20 protein-coding genes are annotated in these 23,935 nt (G+C 65.3%); 7 read left to right on the top strand and 13 right to left on the bottom strand.

Features of this window, described 5'->3' with window-relative positions; genetic code table 11:
• Window positions 1-156: 156 nt before the first annotated feature.
• On the bottom strand, window positions 157-1,539 hold the full coding sequence (locus FVD38_RS17375) for a hypothetical protein (protein WP_147935967.1): 1,383 nt from the start codon (window positions 1,537-1,539) through the stop codon (window positions 157-159).
• A gap of 19 nt (window positions 1,540-1,558) precedes the next feature.
• Between FVD38_RS17375 and FVD38_RS17370 the strand changes: the two genes are divergently transcribed.
• On the top strand, window positions 1,559-1,879 hold the full coding sequence (locus FVD38_RS17370; RefSeq protein ID WP_147935966.1) for a hypothetical protein: 321 nt from the start codon (window positions 1,559-1,561) through the stop codon (window positions 1,877-1,879).
• 109 nt (window positions 1,880-1,988) lie between these two features.
• Here the strand turns inward: FVD38_RS17370 and FVD38_RS17365 are convergent, their stop codons facing one another.
• Together FVD38_RS17365 and FVD38_RS17360 are read right to left on the bottom strand one after the other, a co-directional pair.
• Entirely contained in the window at window positions 1,989-2,411 is a 423-nt protein-coding gene (locus FVD38_RS17365) for an acyl-CoA thioesterase (RefSeq protein WP_123069243.1), read from the bottom strand.
• 24 nt (window positions 2,412-2,435) lie between these two features.
• Entirely contained in the window at window positions 2,436-3,212 is a 777-nt protein-coding gene (locus FVD38_RS17360) for an SDR family oxidoreductase (RefSeq protein ID WP_123069242.1), read from the bottom strand.
• A 206-nt stretch (window positions 3,213-3,418) separates the two neighbouring features.
• Between FVD38_RS17360 and FVD38_RS17355 the strand changes: the two genes are divergently transcribed.
• Window positions 3,419-5,095 carry an electron transfer flavoprotein-ubiquinone oxidoreductase gene (locus tag FVD38_RS17355; RefSeq protein ID WP_187271631.1) on the top strand — a complete coding sequence of 559 codons (1,677 nt, stop codon included), beginning with the start codon at window positions 3,419-3,421 and terminating at the stop codon, window positions 5,093-5,095.
• Between the two features lie 148 nt (window positions 5,096-5,243).
• On the top strand, window positions 5,244-5,639 hold the full coding sequence (locus FVD38_RS17350; RefSeq protein ID WP_147935965.1) for a hypothetical protein: 396 nt from the start codon (window positions 5,244-5,246) through the stop codon (window positions 5,637-5,639).
• Window positions 5,640-5,709: 70 nt separating this feature from the next.
• Here FVD38_RS17350 and FVD38_RS17345 read toward each other — a convergent pair whose 3' ends face one another.
• Together FVD38_RS17345 and FVD38_RS17340 are read right to left on the bottom strand one after the other, a co-directional pair.
• Window positions 5,710-6,486 (bottom strand): transporter substrate-binding domain-containing protein, encoded by a 777-nt coding sequence (locus FVD38_RS17345; RefSeq protein WP_229493755.1) that lies wholly within the window; start codon window positions 6,484-6,486, stop codon window positions 5,710-5,712.
• A gap of 92 nt (window positions 6,487-6,578) precedes the next feature.
• Window positions 6,579-7,691, bottom strand: coding sequence for a Gfo/Idh/MocA family protein (locus tag FVD38_RS17340; RefSeq protein WP_147935963.1), 1,113 nt, complete (start codon window positions 7,689-7,691; stop codon window positions 6,579-6,581).
• Between the two features lie 157 nt (window positions 7,692-7,848).
• Between FVD38_RS17340 and FVD38_RS17335 the strand changes: the two genes are divergently transcribed.
• A complete protein-coding gene (locus tag FVD38_RS17335) occupies window positions 7,849-8,805 on the top strand; it encodes an SMP-30/gluconolactonase/LRE family protein (protein WP_147935962.1) in 957 nt (318 codons plus the stop codon).
• Here FVD38_RS17335 and FVD38_RS17330 read toward each other — a convergent pair whose 3' ends face one another.
• Window positions 8,806-9,207 carry a hypothetical protein gene (locus FVD38_RS17330; protein ID WP_147935961.1) on the bottom strand — a complete coding sequence of 134 codons (402 nt, stop codon included), beginning with the start codon at window positions 9,205-9,207 and terminating at the stop codon, window positions 8,806-8,808.
• A 129-nt stretch (window positions 9,208-9,336) separates the two neighbouring features.
• Between FVD38_RS17330 and FVD38_RS17325 the strand changes: the two genes are divergently transcribed.
• Window positions 9,337-10,236 carry an alpha/beta hydrolase gene (locus FVD38_RS17325; RefSeq protein ID WP_229493754.1) on the top strand — a complete coding sequence of 300 codons (900 nt, stop codon included), beginning with the start codon at window positions 9,337-9,339 and terminating at the stop codon, window positions 10,234-10,236.
• Between the two features lie 12 nt (window positions 10,237-10,248).
• Here the strand turns inward: FVD38_RS17325 and FVD38_RS17320 are convergent, their stop codons facing one another.
• From FVD38_RS17320 to FVD38_RS17305, 4 genes are all read right to left on the bottom strand, one after another.
• Window positions 10,249-10,698 (bottom strand): metallophosphoesterase family protein, encoded by a 450-nt coding sequence (locus FVD38_RS17320; protein ID WP_229493753.1) that lies wholly within the window; start codon window positions 10,696-10,698, stop codon window positions 10,249-10,251.
• A 24-nt stretch (window positions 10,699-10,722) separates the two neighbouring features.
• Window positions 10,723-11,013 carry a DUF378 domain-containing protein gene (locus FVD38_RS17315; protein WP_222706940.1) on the bottom strand — a complete coding sequence of 97 codons (291 nt, stop codon included), beginning with the start codon at window positions 11,011-11,013 and terminating at the stop codon, window positions 10,723-10,725.
• Window positions 11,014-11,124: 111 nt separating this feature from the next.
• Window positions 11,125-11,742, bottom strand: coding sequence for a YcbK family protein (locus FVD38_RS17310; RefSeq protein ID WP_123069233.1), 618 nt, complete (start codon window positions 11,740-11,742; stop codon window positions 11,125-11,127).
• A 127-nt stretch (window positions 11,743-11,869) separates the two neighbouring features.
• Entirely contained in the window at window positions 11,870-12,394 is a 525-nt protein-coding gene (locus FVD38_RS17305; RefSeq protein WP_147935958.1) for a GNAT family N-acetyltransferase, read from the bottom strand.
• 205 nt (window positions 12,395-12,599) lie between these two features.
• Here FVD38_RS17305 and FVD38_RS17300 point away from each other — a divergent pair, with 205 nt between their 5' ends.
• On the top strand, window positions 12,600-13,619 hold the full coding sequence (locus tag FVD38_RS17300) for a sulfate ABC transporter substrate-binding protein (RefSeq protein WP_222706939.1): 1,020 nt from the start codon (window positions 12,600-12,602) through the stop codon (window positions 13,617-13,619).
• A gap of 289 nt (window positions 13,620-13,908) precedes the next feature.
• Window positions 13,909-14,859, top strand: coding sequence for a serine hydrolase (locus FVD38_RS17295; protein WP_147935957.1), 951 nt, complete (start codon window positions 13,909-13,911; stop codon window positions 14,857-14,859).
• Between the two features lie 50 nt (window positions 14,860-14,909).
• On the opposite strand, the gene recD is transcribed toward FVD38_RS17295, so the two are convergent.
• Genes recD through recC form a run of 3 tightly spaced genes read right to left on the bottom strand, consistent with a single transcriptional unit; the run spans window position 14,910 to window position 23,861 of the window.
• Window positions 14,910-16,835, bottom strand: a complete 1,926-nt coding sequence (gene recD / locus FVD38_RS17290) for an exodeoxyribonuclease V subunit alpha (RefSeq protein ID WP_147935956.1) — start codon at window positions 16,833-16,835, stop codon at window positions 14,910-14,912.
• Window positions 16,822-20,475, bottom strand: coding sequence for an exodeoxyribonuclease V subunit beta (gene recB / locus FVD38_RS17285; protein ID WP_147935955.1), 3,654 nt, complete (start codon window positions 20,473-20,475; stop codon window positions 16,822-16,824). Before recB ends, recD begins: the two co-directional genes overlap by 14 nt.
• Window positions 20,472-23,861 (bottom strand): exodeoxyribonuclease V subunit gamma, encoded by a 3,390-nt coding sequence (gene recC / locus FVD38_RS17280; RefSeq protein WP_147935954.1) that lies wholly within the window; start codon window positions 23,859-23,861, stop codon window positions 20,472-20,474. The genes recB and recC overlap by 4 nt, the downstream gene beginning before the upstream one ends.
• Window positions 23,862-23,935: the final 74 nt, after the last annotated feature.

Genomic DNA, 23,935 nt, shown 5'->3' with positions numbered 1-23,935 from the left:
ACCCAACAATCAATTCGCCCAGCATAGCTTTTGCACGGAACAAAGGCCAGCTACGGCGAGGAACATGATCGCACGATACTGAACAATTAGCATATTCGACGACAGATAAAAAAACCGCCGCATTTTCATGCGGCGGCTCGTACTCTAGCGAGGAACTTACGGTGCGATCGCAGGCGCCAGTGGCTGGCGCGGGGTGCCGCCGCCACCGATGCTGGTCGGGCTATTGTTGTCGACCACGTTCAATGCGCGCATGAGGCGCTGGATGTCACGCATCCAGGCGGTATTGCCCTGGACCTTCTGGTTCATGTCGAAACCCCAATCGCGCCTGAACTCAGCGCGTTTCGAGCCGTCCGGACCGTCTTCGGCGCTGATATCGAAACCAGGAGCATAGGTGTCGTCGACAATGTAGGCGCCATAGTTCTGCAGCGTCCACGCCAGTTGCTTGGCCGGCGTGGTTTCCAGGCGCAGCGAGGTGATCGAGGTACTGCCGGGAATCGCCAGCAAGGCGCCCATCTTCATGGCGGTGTTGCCGTTACCGGTGGCGCTGCCGTACCAGCCGACTGCATAGCTGTCCGAGGTCGTTGCCGGCCAACGCGAGCAAGCGCTGCGCGTCGTGCACCTGAACAACGCTTCCTTGGCGTACACATTGACCTTCAGCGCATGGCGCGGACCGGTTGTGGTGCCAGGACGCAACTCCCCGAGGCGGATGCTGCCGCCGATGGCCGACAGGCCCGAGCCGCCGTGCGCCCCGGTAATGCCCGAATCGTACAGGTCGACGTTGGAGAACTTGGCGAATGATGTCGCCGGTCCGCCGGCGGTGCAGCGCGCCACTGGCTGGGTTTGCACCAGTGTGCGGCCATCCCTCATCAGGAACACGGCCGAGCTGTTCTTGTTGGTGTTGGGAATGACGTAATTGCTGGGCATCGGCACCTGGTACATCAGGCCGCCCGTTGCGCTGCAACGATTCCTGCCGGTCCAGGCGGCACTGCTGTAGTTGATATTCACCAGCGGCGCGGTTGGCTTGAGGATGATTTTTTCATCGTCGATGCCGGGCATTTGTGCCCAAATATTGTTGCCAGGACGCGAATTCAGGTTGGCGCGCACGAACCGTGCACCGCTACCGATCGGCATATTCCAGATGCTGTTGCTGGCAAACGGTTGTTTGAGGGGATCTCGGCCACCCACGGCAGTCACGCTTGCCAGCGACTTGTTGCCAGTGGGGGTTTCGGTGGCCGCAGCAGGGGCGTCGGCGGCGGTCGTAGGGGCGTCGGCGACGGACTGGCCATCCGGCGAGGCATCGGTAACGGGCGCATCCGCTGCGGTAGTGGCAGCGGTGTCAGGAGCATAATCGGCGGGACGAACTGAAGTTTCTACTTCTGCCAGGGAAATGCTGGCCGGGTCAATCGAGGCTGGATCGCTGCCACCACAGGCGGCAAGTGCGGCAAACACAGGGGCGAGCACCATGAGTTTGGCTTTCGGTTGGAGTCGAGTGGAATTGTTCACAGAATCTTTCCTTACACAATGATGAAATGAGGTCATTGGAGGATTCCAATGGCCAATGAGTTCCATCACTTCAGGAAAATATTTTCTGCTGGCTATTTCATCAACTCAAATAAACAAAGATTTTTACCACTCAGAAATTGAACCAGGTATAAAAAATACGGAACCGGAATTATTCGATGCATTCATGGAAACAGAGTTTCTACGCGACACGCTATCGTCAACACAGCATATAGACAGTTATTCACAGCCGCATTCGCCAATCGGCGATCATAAGATATCAAACAAATATTTGAACGACGCCATACCGACCGTGACTGGCGAGCACAGCCATGGCATGCCATCGATCGCTGGATGGCAAATGGGCGAATACACTTAATTACTGAGACAGCGGACCTTGTATCGTGGCGTTGCCACAATTGCGCGCGTGCGCGGCGGGAGTCAATGAAGCGGGACAGCGCCGAGGCCGGCGCAGCCCCGGCGTGCGTTCACGAAGCGGTCGGCAGCCCGGCGCGCAGGGATTCCGGCAACGGCGCCGACTTGCCGAGCCTGAAATCGACCCACACCACCTTGGCGACGCCGTCGGCGTGCAGGTCGCCCGGTTCGCCGTCCGCCCCGACCAGGCGGATCTCGTGCGACACCTCGACGCTCGAGCGGCCCGGCGGCGCCACGAAGGTGCGCACCTCGATCTCTCCCGGATAGGTCAATTGCTTGAGGAAATTCATCGAGGCATTCACGATCACCGGCCCTTCCGCGCGCGAATCCGGCAGGCCGCCCACCTGTTCCAGCCAGGCGATGCGGGCCGACTCGATATAGCGGAAATAATTCGTGTTATTGACATGCCCCATGGCGTCCATATCGCCCCAACGAATCGGCATGCGCATGGTGTGAACCCACTTCTTGCTACTCATTCCCGGTCTCTGCTTCCAAAAAAATTACTGCGCCGTCATCCCGTCATCGGCCGTGATGATCGCGCCATTGATGAAATGGGCTTCTTCCGCCGCCAGCAGCAGCAGGAGCCCGTCGAGGTCTTCCGGCTTGCCCGGCCGCTTGCGTGGCAACATCTCGATCAGCTTGCGGCCCGGCTCGGTGTCGAAATAATCCTCGTTCGAATCGGTGGCGATGTAGCCGGGGCAGATCGCATTGACGTTGATCCCGTATTTGCCCCACTCCACCGCCATCGCCTTGGTCATCTGCACCACGCCGGCCTTGCTCATGCAGTACACGCCGATCTGGGGCAACACGCGCAGGCCCGCGACCGAGGCGATGTTGACGATGCGGTGCTGCTTGCGCGGATCGCCCTTGGCGCGCGCGATCATGCGCTTGGCCGTCTGCTGGGCCATGAAGAAGGCGCCGCGCAGATTGGTGTCCATGATATAGCCATAGTCGTCTTCGCCGACATCCAGCAAACGCTGGGTTGTCGAGACGCCCGAGTTGTTGACCAGGATGTCGATCGGCCCGGCCTCAGTCTCGGCGTGCGCGATCGCCGCCTTGATGCTGCCCAGGTCGGTCACGTCGAGGCGCACCACGTGCGCTGCCCCGCCGTCGGCCTCGATCTCGGCGCGCAATTCCTTCAGGCGCTCGACCCGGCGCGACGCCAGCACGACCTGGGCCCCGGCCCCGGCCAGCGCCTTCGCAAAGCGCGCGCCGAGTCCGCTCGACGCACCGGTGACCATTGCAATCTTTCCTTCGAAATTGACTTCGATTCCCACGTCCCGCTCCCCAATGCTGTCGTGCTGGCCAAGAACCTCACCCGCCAGGTTCTGATTGCGAAAGCATAATGATCCCACAAATGTCCAGTATTAGATTGCCTCATCTAATATTGCCTTTACAATGGCGCGCAAGTTGCATTGAACAGCAAAAACCCGCACACTCGTGCTATTTTCAAGATTGCCTCATTAAGAGCACACTAACAACCATGACAGAGACAACCAACCTCCTCGAACAATACGGACCGCGCGAAGCCATGGAATACGACGTCGTGATCGTCGGCGGCGGCCCTGCCGGCCTGTCCGCGGCGATCCGGCTCAAGCAGCTGGCTGCGGAAAAAGGCCAGGAAGTATCGGTCTGCGTATTGGAAAAAGGCGGCGAGCTGGGCGCCCACATCCTGTCGGGCGCGGTGATGGATCCGCGTGCGCTGAACGAACTGATTCCTGATTGGAAAGAAAAAGGCGCGCCGCTGAACACGCAGGTGACCGAAGACCGCGTCATGTTCCTGACCGAGACCAAGTCGATCTCGACGCCTGTGTTCGCCATTCCACCGGCGCTGAAAAACCACGGCAACTACATCGTCTCGCTGGCCAACGTCGTGCGCTGGCTGGGCCAGCAGGCCGAAAGCCTGGGCGTGGAAATCTTCCCGGGCTTCCCGGCCGCCGAGATCCTGTACAACGAGGATGGCTCGGTCAAGGGCGTGGCTACCGGCAATATGGGCGTCAACCGCGAAGGCGAGCCAGGGGCGGACTTCCAGCTCGGCATGGAACTGCACGCCAAGTACACCTTCTTCGCCGAAGGTTCGCGCGGCCACCTGGGCCGCCAGCTGATGGCGAAGTATGACCTGAACAAGGGCAAGGATCCGCAAACCTACGGCATCGGCATCAAGGAGCTGTGGGAAATCGACCCTGCCAAGCACCAGCCGGGCCTGGTGATCCACACGGCCGGTTGGCCGCTGCCGAACGACACCTATGGCGGCTCCTTCCTGTACCACCTGGAAAACAACCTGGTCGCGGTCGGCTATGTGGTGGGGCTGGGTTACCAGAATCCCTATCTGTCGCCGTACGAGGAATTCCAGCGCTACAAGACCCACCCGGACATCCGCGGCTTCTTCGAAGGCGGCAAGCGCATCTCGTATGGCGCGCGCGCCATTACCGCTGGCGGTCTGCAATCCTTGCCGAAGACCGTCTTCCCGGGTGGCTGCCTGATCGGCTGCGACGCCGGCTTCCTGAACACCAGCCGCATCAAGGGCAGCCACGCCGCGCTCAAGACCGGCATGCTGGCCGCCGAAGCGGCCTTTGCAGCGCTGGGCGAAGGCCGCTCGGCCGACGAGCTGGTCGCCTTCCCGGCCGCCTTCGAGAAATCGTGGCTGCATGAAGAGCTGCATATCGCGCGCAACTTCAAGCCGTGGATGAGCAAGGGCCTGGTGCTGGGCACGATCATGACGGGCATCGACCAGATCGTGTTCCGTGGCAAGGCGCCCTGGACCTTGCACCACCAGCACGCCGACCACGAATGCCTGAAGCCGGCGTCGCACTTCAAGCCGATCGCCTATCCGAAGCCGGACGGCAAGCTGACCTTCGACAAGCTGTCGTCGGTGTTCATCTCGAACACCAACCACCGCGAGGACGAGCCGGTCCACCTGACGCTCAAGAACCCGAGCGTGCCGGTCGACGTCAACCTGGCCAAGTATGCCGGCCCGGAACAGCGTTACTGTCCGGCCGGGGTGTACGAGTTCGTCAAGCGCGAGGATGGCGGCGACCGCCTGCAGATCAATGCCCAGAACTGCGTGCACTGCAAGACCTGCGACATCAAGGATCCGACCCAGAACATCGTCTGGGTCACACCGGAAGGCGGCGGCGGCCCCAACTACCCGAATATGTAAGGAGCCTCGTTCCGGCGTCCTGCTGACTTCCCGTTTTACTGCTGACTTTGTCTGATAAATCCTACGAAGTCTCCACCAATCCGCTGATTGGCGAGGTCCGCCATCGGCGTAGCATGGATCTTCCAGACACCAGTGCTAGGAAACGAACATGGGTGAACACAAAGGTCATAGCAATAAAGCGCCGAACTACCCTGAGCTGGACGAGAAGGGATCGGCAGCAAGCCGCGCCGGGCAAAGTACCGGCAATCAACAGAGTGCCGGGAAGCAGCAAGACGCCGGCCAGCAGCAGGACAGCAGTATCCAGCAACAAGGTAAGCAGCAAGATCAGAAGCAAGATCCGCAACAGCGCCGCGGCAATCAGCAAAGCGCCGGCGGACAACGGCAGAACCAGCAACAAGGCGGCCAGCATGCCTCGGGCGGAACCCCGGCTCTGGACGACCTGAACGCCGACCTCGACAGTCGTGACCGTGGGTCGCCGGGCAACGCGTCCCGGCAGATGGACCAGACGAACGACTGGGACGGCAAGCAGGACAAGAACCGTTGACGTGGCATCGACCACGCATGGCGCGGCCCGCAACGCAGGCCGCGCCTGTTTTTTTGTGCGCCGTCCTTAACTAGCGCGTGGCGCTGCTGGCGTCGATGCCGAACCACTTGAGCGACAAGCGGCGCAGCGTGCCGTCGGCGCGCGCCTGGGTGAGTATCCTGTCGGCCGCCGCCTTGAATTGCGGATTGCCCTTGCGGATGGCGATGCCGATGCGCGCATCCTTGCCGACCCGTGGCCCGGCCTTGATCGGCAGTTCCGAATGCTTCAGCAGGTAATTCACCATCAGGCTGTCGTCGAGCGAGGCGTCGATGCGGCCGAAGGCGAGGTCTTGCAGGTTCTCGGGCACGGCCGGGTAGCTCCTGACCTCGATTCCCTTCACCTCTTTCGCCTGCTGCTCGAACACGCTGCCCTGGCGTACGCCCAGCTTGCGGCCCTTGAGGTCGGCCAGGCTGCGATAGGTAGCGCGCTCGTTCTTGCGCACGATGAGCTGGAAGCTCGAATAAGTGTAAGGCACCGAAAAGTCGAAGGCCTGCTCGCGCTCCGGCGTGATGATCACCTGGCTGATGGCGGCATCGACCTTGCCAGACGTCACGGCCGGCAGGATGGCGCTCCACTCGGTGAAGACAAACTGTGGCTTGAGTTTCAGCCCGGCGGCGACCAGGCGCGCGACCTCGACGTCGTAGCCGGTCAGGTGGCCGGTTTTCGGATCCTTGAAATTAAAGGGCGGATAAGTACCCTCGACGGCGATGCGCAGGACGCCGCGGGCCCTGGCCTCGTTCATCAGGTCTGCACCGTGCGCGGCGGGCAGCAGGATGGCGACCAATGCCACCGCCACTCCCGCAACCATGCGCCGCCGTCCTTTCCTTACTGCCTCAAGCATTGAGTTTTACCCTGCACCACGGTCAATGGCACTTTATAACCGAAAAACAGCGTCGGTGACTAGCCACGCAGATTGATTCGTTTCTGTTCTCGCGCCGAGCGATAAACAGCCTCGATGATGCGGATGTCGCGCAAGCCTTCCTCGCCCGGCACGATGGTCTCGCGGTTATCCTTCACGCATTGCGCCATATGGTCGAGCTGGCCCACCCACTGGTTCGCATACGGCCCCGGCGGCGGCGTGACCAGGGTCTTGTCGCTGCGCTCGCCGCCGACCCACATGCGCTGGCCGCTGTAGGCGGTGGCGGGTTCCAGTTCGATCCGCCCCTTGTCACCCATCAGCACGAACTGGTTGCGGTTGGCGCTGTACATCGACATGCACGAACCGATGACGCCAGACGGGAATTCGAGCTGGAAGTCGATCATGTCTTCGACCTCGCTAAAGCGCGGATCGCTGCGGTCGGTGGTTTCCTTGGCGAATACGGCAACCGGCTCCTCGCCCGTCGTGTAGCGCGCCGCCTGCAACGCATAGATGCCGATGTCCATCAGCGAACCGCCGCCCGATTGCGCCTTCTTCATGCGCCAGGTATTCGGGTCGCGCGCCGTGAAACCGTGTTCGGAGCGGAAGTAGCGCAGCTTGCCGATGGCCCCGCTGCGCGCCAGGCGGATCGCCTCGACATTGTGCGGCTCGAAGCGCGAGCGATAACCCAGCATCAGCTTCTTGCCGGCCTTGCGGCAGGCGGCGATCATCTGCTCGCATTCCGCCACGCTGATCGCCATCGGCTTTTCGCACATCACGTGCTTGCCGGCCTGCGCGGCGCGGATCGTGTACTCGGCATGCATGAAGACGGGCAGGCAGATGTAGACGATGTCGATGTCGGGGTTGTCGCGGATGCTGTCGAAATTCTTGTAATCGTAGATGCCGCGTTCGGGCAAGCCGTACTCCGCCGCCACTTTCTTCGCCTTGGCCGGATCGCCGCTGACCAGCGCCACCAGGCGGCTGTGCTGGCATTCCTTGAACTGGGGAATGATGCGGCCCAGTCCATAGCCGCCCAGGCCGACGACCGCATAGCCCAGCTTGCGTTCGGGATTGGCCCAGGCCGGCATGCCCACCGCGCCGGCCGCCAGCACACCACCCGCGGCCATGACCAGGCCGCGCCGATTCAAGTCGATCATTCATGTCTCCTTGCAGAATGTTTTCGTTCGAATACCGTGCCGATCGGGCGGCGCGGGTTACCATCGCTGAGTAAGGATACAATTGATTCGATTGAAATGGTAGCGTTAACACATCGCGCGCCACCCCTGGCATTCATTCATGAAGGAGACCACATTGATGACCCGATCCCGTCCATTCCACTCCCCTCCCCTCGTGCGCGCCTTGCTCGCGGCCAGCGTGGCGCTCGCCCTACCGGCAACCGCCATGTCTGCCAGCTGCAGCGGCAAGCCGCCGTCGGGCGAACTCAAGGCCGAGAGGATCGCCGCGATCAAGCCGTCGCGCAGCGAACCAGGCCTGTACGAGGGACCGGTATGGATCAGGGATGCGCTGTACTTCTCGGACTTCAGCTTCAGCGCAGGGTTTCCTTCGCGCGTGCGCAAGTTCTCGCCCGACGGCACGGTGAGCACGGCAATCGAGGATGCCGGCAGCAACGGCCTGGCGGTCGATGCCAGCGGAGCGTTGGTCGCCGCCACCCACAAGTATAAGGCCATGTCGCGCTATGACATCGCGACCGGCCAGCGTGCCGACGTCGCCACGCGTTATCAGGGACAGGTCTTCAATTCGCCGAACGATATCGCGATCGCGGCCGACGGCGCCATCTACTTCACCGACCCGGACTACCAGAAGGCCGCGGCGCCCGGCGGCCAACCGGTGACCGGCATCTACCGCATCGCGCCCAACGGAACGGTGACACTGGTGGACGGCACGCGCAAGAATCCGAACGGGATCGCGCTCTCGCTGAATGGCGACACCCTGTACGTGAACGCGAGCGACGGCGCCGTGCGCGCCTATCCGATCAAGGACGGCGTGCCGCAGGCGGGCCGTGATGTCATCCGCGGCATCGAGAATGGCGACGGCATGACGCTCGACTGCCACGGCAACCTGTACGTGACGGAACATGCACCGAAGCGCGTGCGCGTGTTCACGCCGCAGGGCCGGGAATTGGCGACGATCCGGACCGACGCCAACGTCACCAATGTGGCCTTTGGCGGCGCCGACGGCAAGACCCTGTACATCACCGGCGCCGGCGCCGTGTGGCAGGTGCGGCTAGACGTGACCGGACTGCCCTATTGATTACCAGACCCGCCGGCCGGCAGATCCAAAATTGTGGCCGCTCACCAGCGTCGTGCTCTCCACGAGCATCGACAGGCCGAGGATCAACTGCACCAGCCTGTCGTCCGGCAGCAGCCAGTAGTGGCCGCGCGGTTGCTCGGCGCCGGTGGCGGCCATGACCAGGGGCGCGATCCACGCGGCGTCGTGGTCGACGTCGAGCACGATCGCGTCTTCCGTCGTCTGCATGTGCACCGTGCCGCCCTCGGCCAGCGTGAAACAGATGCCGACGCCGGTCTCTTGCGGCCGGATCAGCTCCTGCATCGCAGCGTTGTGCTCGTCGATCCAGAGTTCGACGTCCTGCGGCGTCTCGAGGGGCGTCCAGGGGCGGGGTTTGAAGCGGGGTTGGTCGGGTGGGAGGGTCATGTGCTGCGTGGTTGAAGAAACGGCCCCTATCTTAAGGGATTTCCCGCGCCCGCGCCCAGTCCGGGGAGCGCTTTCCTGACACAAGGAGCTGTGTGACAATGCTTGCACGACAACAACAAAGGTCTTCGTGTGAAAGCAATCCTTGCCGCCTGTGTGTTTTCTCTCTCGACGCTCGCGGCCGCCGCTCCCGCCGCCCCACCGCCCTACATCCTGGCCAATACCGAAGTACACGACGTCCGCGCCAGCACCCTGGGGCGCGACTATCAGGTCTTCGTCGCCCTGCCGGACTCCTATGCCACGAGCAAGCGCGCCTACCCTGTCGTGTTCGTCGTCGATGCCGATTACGCTTTCCCGGTCGTGCGCAATATCGCGTCGCGCCTGAATCGGCACGCGGGCATGGAAGAAGCCATCGTCGTCGGCCTGTCGTATGCGAAAGGCGACGGCGCCGTCTTCAGCCGCCGCCGCGACTATACGCCGACCACCCCACGCAAGCATGCCTACCGCTCGGACAAGCCGGGACAAGCGCCAGCCTTCGGCGAAGCGTCGGCCTATGGCCGCTACCTGACCGGAGAAGTATTCCCTTTCATCGCCCGGCACTACCGCGCAGACATGAACCGCAAGATCTTTGTCGGCCACTCCTACGGCAGCCTGCTCGGCCTGCAGATGATGCTCGATGCGCCGCGCAGCTTCGAACACTATATCCTCGGCAGTCCCTCGCTGTGGTTCGACGCCGGCATCATGTTCGAGCGCGAACAAGCCTATGCCGCGCGCAACAAGGACTTGCCAGCCAGCGCATTCTTCGGCATCGGTAGCCTGGAGACCCTGGCGCCCGGCAAGAAGCGCTCGCGTGCGGAAGAAGATGCCGACATGGTGGCCGACCTGCGCGAATTCGATGCGGCGCTCAAGGGCCGTGGCTACAAGCACCTGCGTACCCGCCTGAAAGTGTTCGCCGACGAAGACCATGCAAGCGTGTTGCCGATGGTCGTCACCCACGGCCTGCGGGCCTACCTGGCAACGCAAAAGAAGTGAGGCGGCGCCGGCTTACGGTACGTCGAGCGTGACCAGCCGCACGTCCACCCGACCATCGTCGACCAGCAGTTCGCCGACCGACACCGGCAAGGTGAAACGGCGCCGTCCCGCGGCGCCCGGATTGACGTAGAGCACGCCGCTACGTTCTTCGCAGGCGGGCTTATGCGTATGGCCGGTCACGACCACGCGCACGCCTTGCGCGACCGGATCGATGGCGAGTTCCTTGAGGTCGTGCAGCATATGGATGACGATGCCGCCGAGGGTCAGTGTGACGCTCTCGGGCAAGGTTTGCGCCCAGTCGCCGTAATCGTTATTGCCGCGTACCGCGGTTAACGGCGCCAGTCCGGCGAGCTGGTCGAGGAGATCCGCGCCGACGATGTCGCCGGCGTGGAGGATGTGATCGCTGCCGCGCAGGAAATCGAGCGCCTGCGGCCGCAGCAGCCCGTGTGTGTCGGAAATCAAGCAAATGCGCACGGGCCGGGTCGCCTAGTGCCGCTTGCTGCTGGCCATCTTGGCCATGGTATAGATCGAGTACAGCGCGGCCAGGCCCACCACCACATACACGATGCGGGTCAGCGCGGTGCCGGGACCGAACAGCGTGGCAACCATGTCGACGTCGAACAGGCCGACCATGGCCCAGTTGAGGCCGCCGATGATCAGGAGCGCCATCGCGATATAGTCGATGGCGGACATGGCCGGGCGCTCGCGCGCATGGATGTTGACGCGGCGGTCGGGCATGGACCGGCGGTCCATGGTTGGTGCATTGATTGTTGCCATCACAGCCTCCTTGGAAAGACGTGGGACAGCCAGGGCGTCCTGCCCCGGCACTTGACAACAATACTATCCCAAGTTATCCGACACGTTCGCACGCATCAGCGGGATAGGTAATCACCCCTTCCAGGTACGCTCCAGGCCCGTATCCGCGTGAATCCAGCCGCCGCGCGGGCCGGAACGGTAGTAGTAGCCCACCCCACCGCCGCGGAAGCTCTTGATCAGGCCGCCGAGCACTTCTTCGTTGAGGCCGGCGATGCGGATGTCGGCCGCCTTGCCCACCATGTGCAGCGACTGGCGCGCGGCCGGGATGCCCGCTTCGCGCAGGCGCGCGTTGGATGCCGCCGAGCGGTAGCCGGACAGGATTTCGAGCGGCTGCAGCAAGCCGTAGCGGGCGATGAAGGCCTGGGTGCTCCATAACATCTCGAGCAGCTTGGGATCGATCTTGGCGGTGGCCTTGCCGTTCACGTCGCGCAGCAGGTGGCACAGCTGTTCGTAGGCGGAGTCGATCACTTCGCCATCCTTCCAGTACAGCACGCTGGCGCGTTCGCCGCTGGCCGGACGGGTCACGGACAGGGTGCGCGGCTTGACCCAGAAATCGAGGTCCAGCGCTTGCGAATCGAACAGGTCGGGAGGCGGTTGGAGGTCGGTGGCGGCGGCCGCCAGCGGCGCGCCGAGTGCGCCCAGCGCGGCCAAGCGGGCACTATGGTGAAGAAAATCTCTGCGTGAAGCCATGGGTGCGGATCCGTTACTCGACAATTGCGATAGTGCGTACTATAGCGTATCCGTCAAGCATGCAGAAGTGTTCACGAAGCGTGCAAATGTTATCGCTTTGTTGCACGTTGGCGCCAGGCGCCTGTAATTACTCGCCGCAGTTGCAGAAGCGCTTGCGCGTCGCCGGATCGCAGGCGCCGTCCAGGCGCTTCCACAGCAAGTCGCATTCGAGGCCATAGCAGGCTTTTTCCTTGCCGACATTGATGTAGCCGTGGCGCTCGAAGAACATGCTGGCGCCCGATGGGCTGTGCAGGTGCAGCTTGCTGATGTTCCATTCTCTCGCCTGCTGCTCCACGGCATCGAGCAAGGCGCGGCCGACGCCGCAGCGCAAGGCGTCCGGCAGCACGTAGCACAGCGCCACCTTGCCGGCCTGCGTCAACAGGGTCAGGCCGACCAGCTCGCCTTCGCTCTCGGCGACCACCGCATAATTGGTGGGCGAGGCAAACCAGGTGACGACGTTGGCGGGCGTCTTGTTGCCGAGCCAGGCATCAAGCACGCCGGGCTGGTCCTGGTGGTCGGCGCGGCAGCCCTCCTCGATCGAACGGCGCAGCAGATTGCAGGCAGCCGTTGCATCGTCAGGGACAGCCTTGCGGATTTCAATACGCGTGGACATCAATCATCTACTTGGAAACGGAAGTGAACGAACGATGACGCGGCATCGCACGGCCTCGACTATACACCGAAAGTAAGAGACCCTGCTGGCGACACGGTAAAACGCGTTCCTCATATAAAGATATGACGAAACTATCGTTCCGTTCATCGGGTGAATTAGGGAACATGCACTCTGTCACTAATACTTCCTAAAGCGAGAACACATAATGCGCGACACCACTCCGAACACGCTGCGCCGCTCGATCCTGGCCCTGACCCTGGCGCTCGGCAGCGCACTGCCCCTGCACGCCAGCGCGGCCGATGCCGAACTGCTGAACGTGTCCTACGACGTGGCGCGCGAGCTGTACAAGGAAGTCAATCCGGCCTTCATCGCTTCGTATAAGCAGCAAACCGGCCAGACCCTCACCATCAAGCAATCGCATGGCGGCTCGAGCAAGCAGGCGCGTGCCGTGGCCGACGGCCTCGAGGCGTCGGTGGTGACCATGAACCAGGCCAACGACATCGACCTGCTGGTCGACCGCGGCCTGGTGGCAAAAGACTGGGCCAAGAAGTTCCCGAACAACGCAACCCCGTACTACTCGACCATGGTGTTCCTGGTGCGCAAGGGCAATCCGAAACAGGTGCGCGACTGGGCCGACCTGGCGCGTCCGGGCGTAGCCAGCATCATCCCGAATCCCAAGACCTCGGGCAATGGCCGCTACACCTATCTGGCAGCCTGGGGCTCGGTGATCAAGAAAGGCGGCAGCGAAGCGCAGGCGCGCGACCTGGTCGCCAAGATCTTCAAGAACGTGCCGATCCTGGACGGCGGCGGCCGCGCTGCGACCACCACCTTCACCCAGCGCCAGATCGGCGACGTGCTGGTGACCTTCGAGAACGAAGTCAGCATGGTGCGCCAGGAATTCGGCAACGATTTCGAAGTGATCTATCCGGCCAGTTCGATCCTTGCAGAATCGCCAGTGGCCGTGGTCGACAAGGTGGTTGATCGCCTCAAGGTACGCCAGCCGGCCACCGCCTACCTGAACTTCCTGTACACACCGGCGGGCCAGGAAATCGGCGCCAAGCACTTCATGCGCGTGCGCTCGGAAGCGGTCATGAAGAAGTATGCCGCCAACTACAAGCCGATCAGCCTGTTCACCGTGGACGATGTGTTCGGCGGCTGGACCGCGGCCCAGAAGCGCCACTTCAACGATGGCGGCGAGTTCGACAAGATCTACCAGGCCAAGTAAATTCCCCCTGATACCGAAGAGCCCTGCCCTGCGCAGGGCTGTTTTGTTTGAACTGCACAGAAATTAGTCACTCGACATTTCTATGTGACATGAGTTGTTAATCCTACGAATCGGCAGCGTCACATTTCCGACAAAAAATGGCTTCCCATAGGGGAATTTGCTCGTGCGCCATAGACATGCAGCTGGGATGGATGATATTGTCCTTACTCTAGTTGCCCTAGAGATAGATGTTGATCCTGCGCCGCCCGGCGCCCCGACGTTCAACTTCAACCCAGATTTCATACAAATAATGATCAAGAAACTGTTCGCAACGGTCCTGATGACCTTTTCGGCTGCGGCATTCGCCGTGCCGTTCGGTTCGCAATCGGTGCTCGTGGTGGAAGACGACACCGGCAAGATCCTGCTCGAGAAAAATGCCGATGCAATCGTACCGATTGCCTCGCTGACCAAGCTGATGACGGCGATGGTCGTGCTCGACGCCAAGCTCGACATGGACGAGATGATCGAGATCGACCGTGAAGACGTCGACCGCGTCAAGTTCAGCAGCTCGCGGGTGCCGGTGGGCGCCAGCATCGCGCGCCGCGACGTGCTGCACCTGGCCCTGATGTCCTCGGATAACCGCGCCGCCGCCGCCCTCGCCCGCACGTTCCCGGGCGGCAAGGAAGGCTTCAAGGCCGCCGTGCGCCGCAAGATCCGCGCGCTGGGCATGGCCCATACCGAGATCGAAGAACCGACCGGTCTGTCTCCACACAACCGCTCGACCGCGGCCGACCTGGTCAAGATGGCGTCGGCTTCGACCGGCTATCCGGAAATCGTGCGCATGACCACCGAGACCCGCGAGATCATCGACATCAACGGCCGCGGCGTCGAATACCGCAATACCAACCGCCTGGTCGGCGCCAAGGGCTGGGACGTCGGCCTGTCCAAGACCGGCTTCACCAACGAAGCCGGCCGCTGCCTGATCATGAACATCACCGCCGCCGGCAAGAAGGCGACGCTGGTGCTGCTCAACGCCAACGCCTCGTCGGCGCGCGTCATGGATGCGCTCAACATCCGCCGCTTCATCACGGGCGACGAGCCCGTGGCCAGGGTGGCCCGCGCCGCGGGTGGCCCGCGCATCAAGGCCAGCGCCGGCAGCTCGAAGGCCAAGGCCCGCGCCAAGTCGAAGGGTTCGAAGGCCAAGGCGACCAAGAAGCGCGCCTCGGCCAAGGTCAAGGCGACGCGCAAGCGCCGCGACTAAGAAGACACCATGACGAAGGGGCCGCGAGGCCCCTTTTTTTCTGATGTCCTTCAGGCCACCAGCGCGCGCAAGCCGCTGGTGCGGTAGGTCCGGCTCGCGATCGCCTCGCGCAGCACCGCGCCGTTCGGCGTCACCAGCGTGAACACCTTGCTGGCGCGCGTGATGCCGGTGTAGACCAGCTCGCGCGTGAGCACCGCATTGCTCTCGCGCGGCAGCGCCAGCACCGTGTGGCGGAACTCCGAGCCCTGCGATTTGTGCACGGTCATCGCGAACGCCGTCTCCACATTGCGCAGGCGCGACGCCAGCACGCTGCGCACCGCATCGCCTTCCAGGAAGTACACGCGTGGCGCGCCGGGACGCGCCGGGTCGGGCAGCGTCACGCCGATGTCGCCGTTGAATACGCCGGTCGCGTAATCGTTGCGGGTCACCATGACCGGGCGTCCCGCATACCATTCGACGCCGTGGCGCAGCAGGCCCTGGGCGGCCAGCCGCCTCTCGATCGCCTCGTTCAGGCCAGACACGCCCCACTCCCCCTCCCGCACCGCGCACAGGATGCGGAAAGCCTCGAAGCGCTGCAGTACCTGGCGCACCCAGTCCTCGTGCTCCCCTTGCGGCCCGGCGCGCAGCAGCTCCAGATAAGGCGCATAGCCGGCCTGCGCCAGTTGCAGGACGTGGGCCTGCTGCGCATGGTCGATCCAGCGTACCTCGTCGCCATCGGCGCGCAGGACCTGCTCGACGCGCGCCTCGTCGCCCGCGTTCACCGCCAGCGCCAGCTGCCCGATCGGACCGCCGAAACGGCGGCTGCGGCGCAGCATCACGGTCTGCTGGGCCAGCGGGCCGCCGCCGCCGTGGTAGGCATCGGGCACGACTTCGCCGCTGGCGCGCCGGATATAGTCGACCGTCGCCGCATCGTAGTTGCCGAGGTGGGCGTCGTGGCACAGGTCGCCCAGCACGGCGCCCGCCTCCACCGACGCCAACTGGTCCTTGTCGCCGAGCAGGATCAGCGTCGCGCCGGGCGGCAACGCATCGAGCAGGCTGGCCATCATCTCGAGGTGCACCATCGAGGCTTCATCGACGATCAGCACGTCGACTTCGAGCGGATTGCCGCGATTGTGGCGGAAGGCGCGGGTATCGGGCCGCGCCCCGAGCAGGCTGTGGAGCGTACGGGCCGCGCCCATGCGCTCCGTGAGCTTGCGCAGCGGCAGGTCGGCGCCGACGCGGTCGGCCAGCTCGTTCAAGGCCTTGTCGATCGACTGTTTCAGGCGCGCTGCGGCCTTGCCGGTCGGCGCTGCCAGGGCCACGCGCTGGCGGTCGGCATCCGGCGCGGTCGCGAACAGCAGCGCGAGCAGGCGCGCGACGGTATAGGTCTTGCCAGTGCCGGGGCCGCCGGTGATGATCGCGACCGAGCCGCGGAGCGCCACGGCGCAGGCCAGCTTTTGCCAGTCCGGACCCTCGACGTCAGGCTGGGAGACAAAAAGGCGGTCGAGCCAGTCGCGCACCAGCGCCTCGTCGACCGCGTGCGCCGTGCCGGCCCGCTCGCGCACGCCGCGCGCCACCTGGGTCTCGTCGCGCCAGTAGCGGCGCAGGTAGAGCCGCTCGCCATCGAGCACCAGCGGCTGGTCGTAATCCAGCTCGGTGCGGTCCCACACCTGTTCGCAGCCTGCCAGCAGCTTGCGCCAGCCGGCTGCACCCTTGGGCAGCGGCGCGGCGCTCGCCGCCAGCTGGGCCCACTGTTCCTGGTCCCAGCCCAACAGCCCGGCCGGGCCGGCGGCCAGGTCGGCAAGCTGCAGGCAGCTGTGGCCGCGGCCTTCGAGCTCGGACAGCACGGCCGCCGCCAGCACCAGCGGCGGCGACGCACTCCCCAGGCCGGCGACGAAGCGCGCGAAGGCGCTCGACAGGCGGCGCAGCTCGCCCGCTTCGCTCAAGCGGCCGATCTCGGCCCACAGGGCGTCGATATTCGGTTCAACCTTCGGCATACTGTTCCTTGTCCAGCAATCGTTCGAGTTCGTCCAGCAAATCCAGGTCGGGCGCCAGCACGCAGCAACCGCGCGTGTCGGGGTTGGCGATCCCGCGCAGGAACATGAACACCGCCCCGCCCAGCTGGTACTCGGGTTCGTAGGCATCGCCCAGGCGCGACCGCAACAGGCGGTGCAGCGCCAGCAGGTAGATGCTGCCCTGGATCTCGTAGCGGTGCTCGGCCATCCCGGCCTCCATCGCGGGACGCGTATAGGCGGCATCGCCCGGTCCCAGCGCGTTGGACTTGTAGTCGAGTACCCAGTAGCGGCCCTCGTGCTCGAACACCAGGTCGGCAAAGCCCTTCAGCATGCCGTGCAATACCCGATCGGGCAACACCGGCCGCTCGACCCCACCCAGCAGGCGGGTGCGGCACAGCGCGTCGAGCGCGGCCAGGTCGAGGTGCTGACTGGGGAACCAGAACTCCATCTCGGGCAACACCCCTTTCAAGTCGCGCAGGGCGGCATTCAGGGGCGGCAGCGGGGTGTCGACGATCGCGCGCAGCCAGGCCAGCGCGTCGTCCAGGCGGTTGCCCCAGCCCTGGCGCTCGATGTGCCTGACCAGGCGCGCCTGGCAATCCGCATCGTCCAGGCAATCGAAACCTTCGCGCGCCAGCCATTCGAGCTGCTCGTGCATGAAGTTGCCGGGCACCGAACCGCGCGGGAAACGGTGCCACGGCGCGTCCTCGATGCGCGGCGGCGTGACCACCTGCGGCGCTTCCTCCAGCAAGGTCTGCTCCTGGGCGCGCATCGGCGTCGGCGGCGCCACCGCGTGGCGGGTCATCGAGGTGAACGAGCCGACCGACCAGTCGCGCTCGAAGTCGGCGCTGTAGGCCGGGATCCGCACCAGGTCGGGCATGGCATCCTGGCGTGACAGCAGCGTGACGCCGTCGCCCGGCGCCAGCTCATGCACCACGATGCCATCGACATCGCCGCGCAAGGTGGCGACGTGCGCGGACAGCTCGTCCGCAGCCATCCGTTCGCCGCCGCGCAGCAGGTAGCCGAGCGCCGTCTCGTGAAGGCGGTTGCTCTTCTCGTTGCCGTGCATGACGCCGGCCGCGCCCAGCCACAGGAAATGACGGGCACGGGTCAGCGCGACGTACAGCAGGCGCAGTTCTTCTTCCAGGCGGGCGCGGTCGACCGCTTCCAGCGAAGCATCGCTGCGCGCGAAATCGATACGACGCTCGCCATCGGCGTCGATGTAGTTGAAGAAAGGATCCTTGCGCGTGGTCTGGAACATGGTGACGCCAAACGGCAGATACACGAGCGGGTACTCCAGACCTTTGGATTTGTGCACCGTGACCACCTTCACCAGCTGGTCATCGCTCTCCAGACGTACGACGCGCTCGTCGCCGGCGCCGTCTTCGGCCTCGATCTGTTCCGCCAGCCAGCGCACCAGGGCCTGCTCTCCCTCGAGCTGGCCGCTGGCTTCCTGCAACAGCTCGGCCAGGTGCAGCAGGTTGGTCAGCGACCGTTCGCCGCCTGCCTCGTTCAGCAGGCGGGCCGGCAGCCCGAGCTGGTGGATGAAACGGCGCAGCATGGCCAGCACACCCTGGCGCTGCCAGATGCCATGCAGGCCCTTGAGCTGCTCGATGCGCGCTTCCCATTCGAGCTCGTCGACCGACAGGCGCGCGAGCAGCGCCAGTTCGAGTCCCGCCGAGCGCGTGGCGAAGGCGGCCCGCGCGAGGGCGCCGTCGAGCGGCGCGGCCACCGCCCGCAGCCAGCGCAGCACATCATGCGCCTCGTCGCTGTGCAGCACGGAATCCTTGTCCGACAGGTAGACGCTCTTGACCCCGCGCCGCGTCAGGGCCTTGCGCACCGTCGCCGCCTCGGTGCCGCTGCGCACCAGGATCGCGATGTCGGCCGGCTGCAGGCGTTCGAAGACGGCCTTGCCATCCTTTTCGTCCTCGAACCCGACCTGTTCGTCGTTCAGCAGGCCCACGATGTGCTCTGCGCAGTGATGCGCGAAGAACGTGCGGTAGGCCTCGGCCTTCATGTCTTCCTGGCCGTTCAGGCACATCGCCAGCGCCTGGTAAGGCTCGCAGACCCCGACCAGCCTGCGCCGGTGGTCGTTGGCCTTCACCGGCTCGAACGGCAGCGGATTGAGCTCGCCCTTGCGGAAGCGGAAGGCGCCGGCCGCATGGCCGGGATGCACCTTGTTCTCCTCGGCGAAGGCGAACACGCGGTTGACCGCCGCCACCAGCGCGGCGCTGGAGCGGAAGTTGGTGCCCAGCTTGTAATGGCGGCCGGTGGTGGCCAGGCGCGCAGCGAGGTAGCTGTTGATGTCGGCGCCGCGGAAGCCGTAGATCGATTGCTTGGGGTCGCCGATCAGGAACAGGCCGCGCTGCGGATCGTTGTCCTCGACCCGGTACAGCAGGTCGAAGATGCGATACTGGTCGGGCGACGTGTCCTGGAACTCGTCGACCATCGCCACCGGGTACTGGTCGACGATGCGGCGCCGCAGCGCTTCGCCGTTCTCGCCTTCCAGCGCTGCCTTCAGCCGCTCGAGCATGTCGGCAAAGCCGAACTGGCGGTTGCGGCGCTTGAGTTCCTGCATGCGCCGGCCGATATGAAAGGCTGCGTGGGCCAGCATCGCATGCGACACCGGCGCGAGGGCCTCCAGCGCACGCTGCAACTCCTCGGTCGCGTCGAAACAGGCCGGCACATCCGGGAGGTAGCCATCCTTCCCGGCGGCGCGGATGCCGTCCGGCGTCAGCCGCTCCCAGCCCTTGAGCAAGTCCGGCTTGCGCGCCTGCGGATCGTTGACCCAGCCGCGCAGCTTGGCGAACCAGCCGGCGACATGGTTGCTTGCATACATGCTGCCATTGAACTTGCGGCCGGCATTGGCCCTCTGGTCGGCGATCCACGCCTCCATCAGGGCGGCGCGCTCGCTCCAGCCTTCCTTCAGGCCCGCCAGCGCGTCGGCGTCCGCACGCGCCAGGCGCGCCACCATCGGACCGAGCGCGCCGGAATCCGCATCGAGCAGCGAAGCCAGCGCAACCAGCTTGCGCACCTTCTTCTTGAGCGTGCCGACATCCTTCCAGCTGTCCAGCACCAGCGACAGCTGTTCGGCGCCGAGCGGATAGACGTGCTGGCGCCAGTAGTCGTTGGCGGCGTCCTCGAACAGCATGTCCTCGCTGCTGACCAGCTCTTCGTCGAACAGGCTGCCGCTGTCGAAGGCGTGCTCGCGCAGCATGCGCTGGCACCAGGCGTCGATGGTGAAGATCGCCGCCTCGTCCATGGTTTCGGCAGCCAGCATCAGGCGGTGCGCCGCGACGTCGCGCGCGCCCTGGTCGGGATAGTCCGCGGCAAGCTGCGCCAGGTAGGGGTCGTCCTGCGCCTCCTGGCCGCGGAAGTAGCCGGCGGCCTGCACCAGCCGCTCGCGCACCCGGTTCGACAATTCGCGGGTAGCGGCGCGGGTGAAGGTCATCACCAGGATCTCGGCCGGCAGCAAGGGCCGCGAGAAGGCGTCGGGGCCGCCATGTCCGAGCACCAGGCGCACATAGAGCGCGGCGATGGTCCAGGTCTTGCCGGTGCCGGCCGAGGCCTCGATCAGGCGCGAACCGTGCAGGGGAAACACCAAGGGTACGAGATCCTGGCTCATTGGGCCGACTCCTGCAAGGGGGTAACCGTTACCGCTTCGGCGAACCAGCGCGCCAGCGGTCCGTACAATTCATGGGCGACGTCCGGCCAGCCGCCGGCGGCGCGCAGGGCGTCGAAGTCGGGCCACAGCCGGGCCAGGCACACGTCCCTGACCTCGCCCCGGACATCGTCGCTGCCCTCGTACACCTGGCGTGGCTTGCCGCCGGCCAGCTCGGCCAGCGCCGTGCGGCAGGCCACCGGCAGCGGGTGGTCGAGATTGGCGCGCCACAGGCGCGCCAGGTCGCGCAAGGCCTGCAGCGAGTCGTCCGGATCCAGCGGCGCCATCTCGAACTTGGCGTCGCGCGCCACCAGGATGCCGGCCACCGGACTGCCGACGGCGGCGCTGGCCAGCTGGCGCAGCCAGAATGGCGCCAGCTTGTCGGCGCGTGGCTTGCCATCCTTGCCGAGCACCTGCGACGCCGTCTGCAGCAGCCAGGCGGTCTGCCCGTCGCCGCTGTGCAGGCGGTCGATCCAGTCATCAAGCCGCAGGCCGTCGAGGTCGAGCGACACCGCCAGCTTGGGCGCCGCATCGGGGAACCGCGCGCCAACGCGCAGCCATTCGGAACGCACCGGCGCCAGGCCCCCGACCAGTTCGTCCTGCAGCATGCGGCCCACCAGGCCGATCGGCAGCATGCCGGCGCGCGCCAGGCGCGCGGCGCGCACTTCGAGCGTGGCGCGCACCTCATCGAGTGCTTCCGGTTCGCAGCTGTCGTCCAGCAGCCGGTCGTTCACCTGCCAGCGCTCCAGCGCGTCGAGCGCGAACGGCTCGTCGTCATCGCCCACCTGGCTGTCGCGGTCGAACACGACGCCCATGCGGCGCTTGAAGAAATACGTTGCCGGCTGGCGCAGGAATCCATCCAGGTCGGCCAGCTTGAGCACCGTGTTCGTATCCAGCTGGTAGGGGGGCAAGGGATCCGCCACGCCCGCGCCGTCGCCGCCGTGGGCGGCGCGCCATTCGCCGGCGTAGGTGAGCAAGCCGCCCTCCTCGAAATAACGGCGGCTGAACGGCTGCAGCGCGTGCTCGGTCGTGAGCTGGCCCAGGTTCTTCATGGCCCAGCCGGCTTTCAGGTAGTCGCGCAGTTGCGACACCAGCACCGATGGCGGCTGCTCGCTGTTGTCGCGCACGTTGCGGCCGACCCAGCTCACATAGAACTTGTCGCGCGCCGCCAGCAGCGCCTCGAGCATCAGGTAGCGGTCGTCGTCGCGGCGCGAGCGGTCGCCGGGGCGCGCCATGCCGGGCAGCGCGAGCAGGTCGAAGTCCGACTGGCGCGCCCGGCGCGGGAAATCGCCGTCATTCATGCCGAGCAGGCACACCACGCGGAACGGCACCGCGCGCATCGGCATCAGGGTGCAGAAGGTCACGCCGCCCGACACGAACTGGTGATTCAGGGTCGGCTGGTCCAGTTCGTTGAGCCAGGCTTCGCGCAGCACCGCCAGGGGCACCGGTTCGTCGAAGCCCGCGGCATCGCACGTCTCGAGCCAGCACTGCAGGCCCTCGTCCAGGTTCGCCAGGGTCAGGCGGTCGTCCTCGCCAATGCCGGCATAGAAGCACGACAGCATCTCGCGCGCGGCCTCGCCCCACGCGGCCGGCGTGCGCGGCGTGTCGAGCCGGGCGCGCCAGGTCAGCAGGCAGTCGACCAACTGGGCCAGCGAGCCGGCCAGCGCGGCGTCCAGCCCGCCCACCTCCGCGTACGGTTCGATGTCGGCAAAGCTGGCGCCGGCGCCGCTGGCATAGCCGAGCAGCATGCGCCGCACGCCGAAGATCCAGGCATTCTGCTCCCCTGCCATGCCCAGCCCCAGGCCGGCGCGGTGTTCGTGGTCCAGGCCCCAGCGCACGCCGGCGCCCTCGATCCAGCGGCCCAGGACCGGCAGGTCATCGTCGGCCAGGCCGAAGCGGCGCGCCACGGCCGGCACGTCCAGCAGGTCGCGCACCTCGCTCTGGCGGCAGCGCTGCTGCGGCAGGCGCAGCAGCCATTCGAGCGAGACCAGCAGCGGATCGACGCTGCGGTCGCGCACGTCGCCGATCTCGAACGGAATGTGGCGCGGTTCCTTGTGCCGGTACTGGCCGAACACGGCGTGGATCGCCGGCGAGAAGGCATCGATGTCGGGCACCATCACCACGACGTCGCGCGGCCGCAGGCTCGGGTCTTGCGCGAACCACGACAGCAGCTGGTCGTGCAGCACCTCGACCTCGCGCTGCACGCTGTGCGTCACGTGGAACTCGATCGAGCGGTCGTCGGGCATCGGCGATACCTTCGGATGCTCGGACAGCGGCAACAGGTCGCGCACCGCGGCCTGGGCCTGGGCCAGCAGGGTCGCGCCATCGTCGTCGGCGAACAGGTCGACCTTCAGCGGCGCCGTTTCCCCTTCAGTACGGTCCTGGTTGTCGAATTCGTCCAGCATGCGCACGAAATCGCGGCCCTGCCGGCCCCAGCTCGCCAGCAGCGGATGGCTGTGGGCGTGCAGTTCCTCGATCGGATAAGCGCCGAGGTCGACGCCGTTGCGCTGGGGCTGGCGGCGGCGCGCCGCCCTGAGCAGGTCGCGGCCCTCGATGATGTCGCCCCAGTAGAAGCGGCACGGGTTCGGCACCGCGAACAGCACTTGCGTATGGCGCGCAAGCGCCGCGATCGCCTGCAGGGTCTGATAAGGCAGGGTCGACATCCCGAACAGCACCACCCGGCGCGGCAGGCGGCTGGCGGGCGTCTCGCCGGCCTCGATTGCGGCCAAAAATTGCTGGTGGATGGTGGCGCGCCCGCTATCGCGCTGCGACTCTTCCAGGCTGGCGTGTACGGCGCGCCACAGGCAGGCCTGCCAGCGCTGGTCCGGGGCCAGCGGCAGCGGCTCGCCGGCGGCGCGACGCAGCTGGTCGCGGCCCGCGGCCCAATCGGCCAGCCAGTCGGCGCGATAAACCTGGTACTGGTCGTACAAGTCGGCCACCCGTTCGGCCAGCTGCAGGCGGCGCTCGGCGTCGCCGTCGGCCAGGAAGCGCGCCAGCGGCTCGTAGCCATCCTCTTGCAGCAAGGTCGGCAACAGGCGCATCAGGCGCCAGGTCAATGGGTCCTTGTCGAACGGGGCCCGGGTCGGCACCCGTGCGCGGCCCAGCATGCCACGATAGGCTTCCCACATGAAGCGCGCCGGCAGCGCCACCCGGGTCGCGGCGCACACGCCGAGCTCCTCGGCCAGCGCGATCTTGAGCCATTCGGCCACGCCGTTCGATTGCACGAGGAAGATCTCGTCTTCCAGAGGCCCCAGCGGATGGTTGCGCAGCCAGTCGAACACGGCGCTGCGAAGCAGCTCCATCTGGTTGCCGTGGAGGATGATTAAGCCGGGAGTGATCGTGGAAGACATGCGTGTGGCTCGAACGGTCGGGCCAACAGCATACCGTGTTTGGCGCACCGGCGGTAGGCTTGACAGCGGTGCTT

Origin of the sequence: Massilia arenae, assembly GCF_008014745.1 — a bacterium.
GTDB lineage: Bacteria > Pseudomonadota > Gammaproteobacteria > Burkholderiales > Burkholderiaceae_D > Telluria > Telluria arenae.
The sequence above is the reverse complement of the archived record's forward strand: the minus strand, read 5'-3'. Positions and strand labels throughout refer to the sequence as shown.

Coding starts and splice junctions, on each gene's coding strand:
- FVD38_RS17375 (WP_147935967.1), bottom strand. CDS start 1,539: ATGACCTCATTTCATCATTGTGTAAGGAAAGATTCTGTGAACAATTCC.
- FVD38_RS17370 (WP_147935966.1), top strand. CDS start 1,559: ATGAGTTCCATCACTTCAGGAAAATATTTTCTGCTGGCTATTTCATCA.
- FVD38_RS17365 (WP_123069243.1), bottom strand. CDS start 2,411: ATGAGTAGCAAGAAGTGGGTTCACACCATGCGCATGCCGATTCGTTGG.
- FVD38_RS17355 (WP_187271631.1), top strand. CDS start 3,419: ATGACAGAGACAACCAACCTCCTCGAACAATACGGACCGCGCGAAGCC.
- FVD38_RS17350 (WP_147935965.1), top strand. CDS start 5,244: ATGGGTGAACACAAAGGTCATAGCAATAAAGCGCCGAACTACCCTGAG.
- FVD38_RS17345 (WP_229493755.1), bottom strand. CDS start 6,486: ATGGTTGCGGGAGTGGCGGTGGCATTGGTCGCCATCCTGCTGCCCGCC.
- FVD38_RS17340 (WP_147935963.1), bottom strand. CDS start 7,691: ATGATCGACTTGAATCGGCGCGGCCTGGTCATGGCCGCGGGTGGTGTG.
- FVD38_RS17335 (WP_147935962.1), top strand. CDS start 7,849: ATGACCCGATCCCGTCCATTCCACTCCCCTCCCCTCGTGCGCGCCTTG.
- FVD38_RS17330 (WP_147935961.1), bottom strand. CDS start 9,207: ATGACCCTCCCACCCGACCAACCCCGCTTCAAACCCCGCCCCTGGACG.
- FVD38_RS17315 (WP_222706940.1), bottom strand. CDS start 11,013: ATGGCAACAATCAATGCACCAACCATGGACCGCCGGTCCATGCCCGAC.
- FVD38_RS17310 (WP_123069233.1), bottom strand. CDS start 11,742: ATGGCTTCACGCAGAGATTTTCTTCACCATAGTGCCCGCTTGGCCGCG.
- FVD38_RS17305 (WP_147935958.1), bottom strand. CDS start 12,394: ATGTCCACGCGTATTGAAATCCGCAAGGCTGTCCCTGACGATGCAACG.
- FVD38_RS17300 (WP_222706939.1), top strand. CDS start 12,600: ATGCGCGACACCACTCCGAACACGCTGCGCCGCTCGATCCTGGCCCTG.
- FVD38_RS17295 (WP_147935957.1), top strand. CDS start 13,909: ATGATCAAGAAACTGTTCGCAACGGTCCTGATGACCTTTTCGGCTGCG.
- recD (WP_147935956.1), bottom strand. CDS start 16,835: ATGCCGAAGGTTGAACCGAATATCGACGCCCTGTGGGCCGAGATCGGC.
- recB (WP_147935955.1), bottom strand. CDS start 20,475: ATGAGCCAGGATCTCGTACCCTTGGTGTTTCCCCTGCACGGTTCGCGC.
- recC (WP_147935954.1), bottom strand. CDS start 23,861: ATGTCTTCCACGATCACTCCCGGCTTAATCATCCTCCACGGCAACCAG.